At 58.3% G+C, this 785-nt stretch carries 2 protein-coding genes; both read right to left on the minus strand.

The genetic code is table 11. The features are described 5' to 3' along the window. Positions 1–162: FAD-dependent oxidoreductase (locus tag V8Z78_RS27040; RefSeq protein ID WP_349732516.1), on the minus strand; the 162-nt coding region annotated here is incomplete at its 3' end. 19 nt (positions 163–181) lie between these two features. Further along, positions 182–785, minus strand: a 604-nt coding sequence (locus tag V8Z78_RS27045) for an MFS transporter (RefSeq protein WP_502878886.1), incomplete at its 5' end; no start/stop codon positions are given.

Consider the following 785-nt stretch of genomic DNA (forward strand, 5'->3'; position numbering starts at 1 on the left):
GGGAGAAAAAAGCCTCAGCGAGTCCCATCCATGCTGCCAGGCCCCGCCTCCGGCTTCCTCGGCATCCAGCAGCAGCACCGACAGATTGGAGCGACGCAGAAAGTACGCCACCGATAGGCCTGCTTGACCTGCCCCAACGATGATCACATCGTGAAACGACATTGTTGACCTCTCTTTGTCTTCATTGCTGTGCATTCACACGCATCGACCACAGAGCCGCAAATGCGCTAATCGCCAGCAGGGAAGACAGCCACAGAGCCTGGCTGCCCCAATTTGCGACAGCCAGCCCGTAAAGAAATGGTGAGCCTGCCTGCACGATACGTGCTGGAACCATGAGCCAACCTTGGCGCTGGCCATACCCTTGAGATCCGAACACCTTGAGCGGCAGTGTGCCTATGGCAATCGTCAAGATGCCATTGCCAAGGCCGTGCAGGATGGCAAAAACGCTGGCTGCCGACGCACCGGCCAGGGCCAGACAGACGGCAGCCAATGGATGGGCAAGAATGGCCAGGCGCGCCGACAGCAACGGGTGTGCTTTCTTGAGAAAGCTGTATTCCAGCACCCGACCTGCAACCTGGGCAGGCCCGACCAATGCAGCAGCAGCAATCGAAGCAGCCAAAGTTGCACCGCTGGCCTGAAGTATCTGAGGCAGGTGGGAAGCCATGGCTGTGCTGATGAACCAGGACGCCGCGAAAACGTAGGCCATCAGATAGGCAGTGCGCTTAAGACTGATGCCTGCGTTGTTTCCGCCCTGAGACTCAGCTCCAGGCGGCTTTTGTTCTTTA

The sequence above is a fragment of the Comamonas sp. wu1-DMT genome (genome assembly GCF_040187805.1).
GTDB lineage: Bacteria > Pseudomonadota > Gammaproteobacteria > Burkholderiales > Burkholderiaceae_C > Comamonas > Comamonas thiooxydans.